Below are 4,975 nucleotides of genomic sequence, written 5' to 3' on the forward strand. Positions count from 1 at the left end.
GGACCAGGCCGACCAGGCGGGCGCGCTCGCCCCGCAGTTGGGTGGGGCGCTCGTAGCCCAGGACGTCCAGCGCGCTGAGCACCGACTGCCGGGTCGCCTGGGAGACCCCCGGCTTGCCGTTGAGCACCCGGCTGACCGTGGCCTCGCTGACCCCAACCTTCTTCGCCACCTGAGCAAGTCGTCGCGTCACGAACGCAAGACTAGCGCAAGTCTCGCAAGAGACTTGCGCCAGTCGGTGTCCCGTTCGACTAGGGATTGCGGATGATCTTGAAGGTGGACGTCGTGTTGCGGATGTCCACCGCGTTGTCACCGAGCTTCAGCCCGTTGAAGGTGACCTCGCCGACCGCCGGCCCCTGACCGCCCTCGGGCATCTCGTTGGCCCACAGGCCGAAGCCGGACTTGGCGTCGAACTCGTCGCCGCTCTTGTGCGCGCCCGTGACGGAGACGTCGGTGAAGACCGTGTCCTTGATCGGGTACTGCGGCTGGCCTCCCACGTAGTTCGTCTGGAACATGATGCCGCTGTAGGTCGGGTCCACGATGTCGACGTTGTTGACCCGGATGCCCTGGAACACCTTGGACGCCGAGAACACCCAGATGCCCGGGAAGGTCTGCCCGTTCCAGAAGTGCCCCCCGGCCCGGACGACCGAGACGTTCTCGAAGGTCGTCGGATCGGTCCCGAACCCGTTCATCGGGTAGCCGAAGTCCAGCGAGCTGATGGTGATGCCGGAGTAGACCAGGGTGTCGGCGATGTGGATGTTCCGGAAGGTGTTGTGGTAGCCGCCGTAGACGGCCAGGCCCGCTGCACGCCAGGTCAGCGTCGTCGTGAGGTTCTCGTACAGGTTGTTCTTCATGTCCGCGCCGCCCGCGTCGATCGCCGAGAAGAGCGCGAAGCTGTCGTCGCCCGTGGCCCGGGCGTCGTTGTTGGACACCAGGTTGTCGGTGGAGCCGTTGGTCATGTTGATGCCGTCGGCGAACATGTTCCGGATCCGGGAGTTCTTGATCGTCATCCGGTCGGTGTTGGCGCCCCAGTACAGGCAGACCATGTGCTCGTTCCAGATGTTGTCGATCACGATGTCCGAGGTGTTGGAGAAGTCGAACACCTTGCCCGGCCCGTCGATGCGGGAGGTGTAGTTGCCGAAGTAGGCGAAGTCCGCGAACGTCGAGCCCTTCGCGCTCGCCTCGGCGCGGAAGCCGATGTCGGTGTTGTCCTGCGTCGTCGGCGCGTGGAACCGGGTGAACCACGGACCGGCGCCGACCACCTTCACCGCCTTGCCGTACACCTGGAACTTGCTCGACGTCTGGTAGTCGCCGGGCGGCAGGTACACCCCGGCCAGCTTGCCGGAGGTGTCCATGCGGACCTTGTCGAGCGCGTTCTGCACGTCCTGGTGCGTGAACCCGGCCGGCACCGCGTACGCCGCCGGGTCGGGGTTCGGCAGCGCGGAGACCTGTTCCAGGTTGACGAAGTCGATCGCGTAGTCGGAGGTGTTCGCCGCGTCCTTCTGCAGCCGGATCCTGCTGCCCGCCGGCACGGTCTCGCCCAGCATCAGGTGCGCCTCGTCGTAGATGTGCCGCGGGGCGCCCGCACCGGGGGAGTTGCCCGGCGAGGCCTCGGCACCGTACAGCCAGGCGTACTTCGAGGTCAGCGGCAGCGCCTTCTTCATCACGCCGTCCACGTACACGTTGAGCGTCGCGTCGATGCCGCCGCCGCCCGGCGCGTCCGGGATGGAGAAGCGGGTCACCAGGGTGTTGGTGTCCGCCTTCGTGGTGAACTCGACGTACGCGCCGGTCCTGTCGAGGCGGACCGCCCTGCGGCCGGACGCCTCTCCCGCGATGTCGCCGATGGTCCGGTTGGGCCCGACCACGGTGGCACCGCCGCCGACCGTGCCGTCCTCCGCCTCGTACATGTCGTACGGCATGTTGGCACCGCGCCCGACGAACAGCGGCTGCGTGGAGGTGTTGTTCTCCCGCTTGACCGGCAGCTCGTTCGCGTCGTCGCCGACCGTGACCTTCAGGGAGTAGGACCCGTTGACCGCCTTCCAGGCGCCGAGGTTCACGGCCGGCGCCGTCTCGCCCGCGGCGATCACGCCGGAGTGCGCGCCGGTCAGGGTCTTGACCGTGCTGCCCTTGGCGTCGACCAGGGCGAGGGTCACCGGGTGGCTGCCGCCCGCGGAGTCCTGGGTGCCCTGGTTCCTCAGCGCGGCCCTGAAGGTCACGTCGTCACCGGCGGCCGGGCTGGACGGCGTGGTGGTGACGGACGCGGCGACCAGGTCGGAACTCTGCACCGGCTTGACGACCAGCGGATCGGGCCGCGTGTAGGTGTTGTTGGTCTCGTTCTCCTCGATGATCTCGTCGGCCTCGTCGACGACCGCGCTCAGCTCGTACGAACCGGCGTCCCGGGCTCCGACGGACACCGCCACCGTGCTCTGCGCGCCCGCCTCGAGGGCGGGGACGTCGGCGGTGGCGACCTTGGAGCCGCCCAGCCGGACGGCGACCCGGCCGGCCGGCGCGTCCGCCGCGCCGCTGTTGCGGACCGTCGCGGACACGGTGATCTCGTCCGACTCGACGGGCGCGTCGGGCGACGTGGTCAGCTTCGTCACCTCGAGGTCCGGGTTGGGCGCCGGGGTGCCGACGACCTGGAACTCGGCGACCTGCCCGGCCGTCGCCCCGGTGTTGGCGGTGAACCGGAGCCGCACGTCCGCGGTGCGCTCACCGACGGGTATGGACACGCTGTTGCCGCCGTTCGCGGGGTCGAAGACGTAGTCCTTCGCGTCCACGAGGGAGGTGAAGCCGGAGGCGTCCTGGGCGCGGCCGAGCACCTGGATGTTCTGGGTGCGCTTCGACCAGCTCGCGTCGGGGCTGAGCCTGAGGACCACGTGGTCGACGTCGGCGTTCGCGCCCAGTTCCAGGGTGAGCGTGTTCGGGTAGCTGCCCGCCGCGCCCTCCCAGTAGGTCGACGTGCTGTTGTCGTTGGCGTTCTCGGCGACGTAGGTGTGGATGTGGGACGAGGCGCTGATGGGCTTGCCGACGGCCAGGTTCGAGCCGTCCCCGGTGCCGTTGCGGGTCACCGCGTTGCTGTCGGCCGACTCGTTGCCCGCCGCGTCCCTGGCCCGCACGAAGTAGGTCACGTTCGCCGACGCGGGCTGGGTGTCGGTGTAGGTGGTGACGTCTCCGGCGACGCTCTCACGGAGCCGGTTGTTGGCGTAGACGTCGTAGCCGGTGACGCCCTTGTCGTCGGTCGAGGCGTCCCAGCTCAGCCTGACCTGTCCGGCGGCCGGTTCGGTGAGGGTCAGGTTCGCGGGCGCGGTGGGCGCCTGGGTGTCGCCGGTTGCGGCGCGGCGGGTGACCGCGTTGCTGTTGCCCGACTGGTTCCCGGCGGCGTCCTTGGCCCGCACGTAGTAGGTGACCGTGGTGTCGGCCGGCCTGGTGTCGGTGTACGTGGTGACGTCGCCCGCGACCGAGGTCAGCAGCTCGCCGTCGGCATAGATGTCGTACCCCGTGACGGCGGTGTCGTCCGAGGACGCGTTCCAGGTCAGCCGGATCTGCCCGGTGGCCGGCTCGGTGAACGCCAGGTTCGCCGGGGCGGTGGGAGCCCGGGTGTCTCCCGTCGCCGGGCCGTAGACCTCCAGCTCGGAGACCTGCGCGGCGGGCTGCCCGGTGTTTCCCGTCACCAGGACACGTACGTAGCGCGTGGTGGCCGCGTCGAAGGCGACCGTGGCCGACTGGCCGCCCGCCGCATCGAAGGTGTACGCCTTGGCGGCGGTCAGGTCGGTGAAGTCCGAACCGTTCTCACTGGCCTGGATCTTCAGGGTCTGGCTCCGGGCCGGCCAGCCGTCCGGCAGCCGCAGCACGACGCGGTCGACGCGGCGGGAGGCGCCGAGGTCGGCCTGGAGCCACTGCGGCAGGGCGTTGCCGGTGCTCTCCCAGTAGGTGGCCTTGTTGCCGTCGTTGCCGTTGCCGGGGGTGTGGGCACCCGTGGAACTGCTCGCGGTCAGAGGCCGCCCGGCGGCTAGGTCGGCGGACGACTCCCCGGCCGCGTGCACCTCCAGCTCGGAGAGCTGGGCCGCCTGCCAGCCGGTGTTCGCCGTGATGTCCACCCGCACGAACCGCGTCCGGGTGGCGGGGAAGGACACGGTGACCGTATTGCCCGACCCCGGGTCGAAGGCGTACGTGGCGGAGGTCTTCAGCGTGCTGAAGCCCGTGCCGTCGGCGCTGCCCTGGACGGAGAGGGTCTGCCGGCGGCTCTCCCAGCCGGCCGGCAGCTTCAGGACGACCTCGTCGACGCGCTCGGCGGCGCCGAGGTCGGTCTGCACCCACTGGGGCAGGCTGCTGCCCGCGCTCTGCCAGTACGAACTCTGGTTGCCGTCGGTGATGTTGGCGGCACCGTACTCGGCGTGCGAGCTGCTCGCCGCCGTGGCGTCTCCCGCGGCGATGTTGGGGCCGCCGGCCGCCGTGGCCGACAGCAGCGGTCCTCCCAGCGCCAGGAGACTGGTCGCGACCACCGTGCACAGGGCACGCGATCTCCAGTTCCGGTTTCTCATCTGTCCCCACATCAGGTAGACACGTCGATGTTCTCTGTCATTTACGTTGAGCGCTCGCAGAGTTCCAGAGAAATGTCGAGTCGTCCACAGGATGGGTAGCGTGAACTCGCCGCAGCGACGGGCCGGACGGGGTGCCCGAGAGTCGGCCGGGTGCCTTGGTGTGCCACGGAACAGCGGCTTTCACGGGCTATGTCGCGTGACCGCAATCCGCTGTCAATTTACGCAAGCGCCTTGCGCTCGATGGACCGGGAAGAGGGTGTGCCGCCCGCTAGTGGGCGGCAGCCTGGGCGGTGGAGCCGCGGACGACGAGTTCGGGTTCGAAGAGCAGCTCGCCGTGGGGGACTTCGGTGCCTTGGATTTGTGCGCAGAGGAGGTCGACGGCGGCGCGTCCCATGGCTTCGATGGGTTGGCGGACGGTGGTGAGGGGTGGTTCGGTG

At 69.4% G+C, this 4,975-nt stretch carries 3 protein-coding genes; all 3 read right to left on the reverse strand.

Annotation, left to right across the window (positions count from 1 at the left end; genetic code table 11):
* A partial coding sequence (locus IG88_RS0137410) for a LacI family DNA-binding transcriptional regulator (RefSeq protein ID WP_158854234.1) occupies positions 1–190 on the reverse strand: 190 nt, incomplete at its 3' end.
* A 58-nt stretch (positions 191–248) separates the two neighbouring features.
* Positions 249–4,538, reverse strand: a complete 4,290-nt coding sequence (locus IG88_RS0137415) for a discoidin domain-containing protein (protein WP_078861725.1) — start codon at positions 4,536–4,538, stop codon at positions 249–251.
* Positions 4,539–4,806: 268 nt separating this feature from the next.
* A partial coding sequence (locus IG88_RS42165; protein ID WP_078861726.1) for a substrate-binding domain-containing protein occupies positions 4,807–4,975 on the reverse strand: 169 nt, incomplete at its 5' end.

This window comes from Streptomyces sp. NRRL F-5650 (genome assembly GCF_000721365.1).
Lineage (GTDB): Bacteria > Actinomycetota > Actinomycetes > Streptomycetales > Streptomycetaceae > Streptomyces > Streptomyces ardesiacus.

What these genes read in the sequence shown, in the direction of transcription:
- IG88_RS0137415 (WP_078861725.1), bottom strand. Translation starts at nt 4,538, where the DNA reads ATGAGAAACCGGAACTGGAGATCGCGTGCCCTGTGCACGGTGGTCGCG.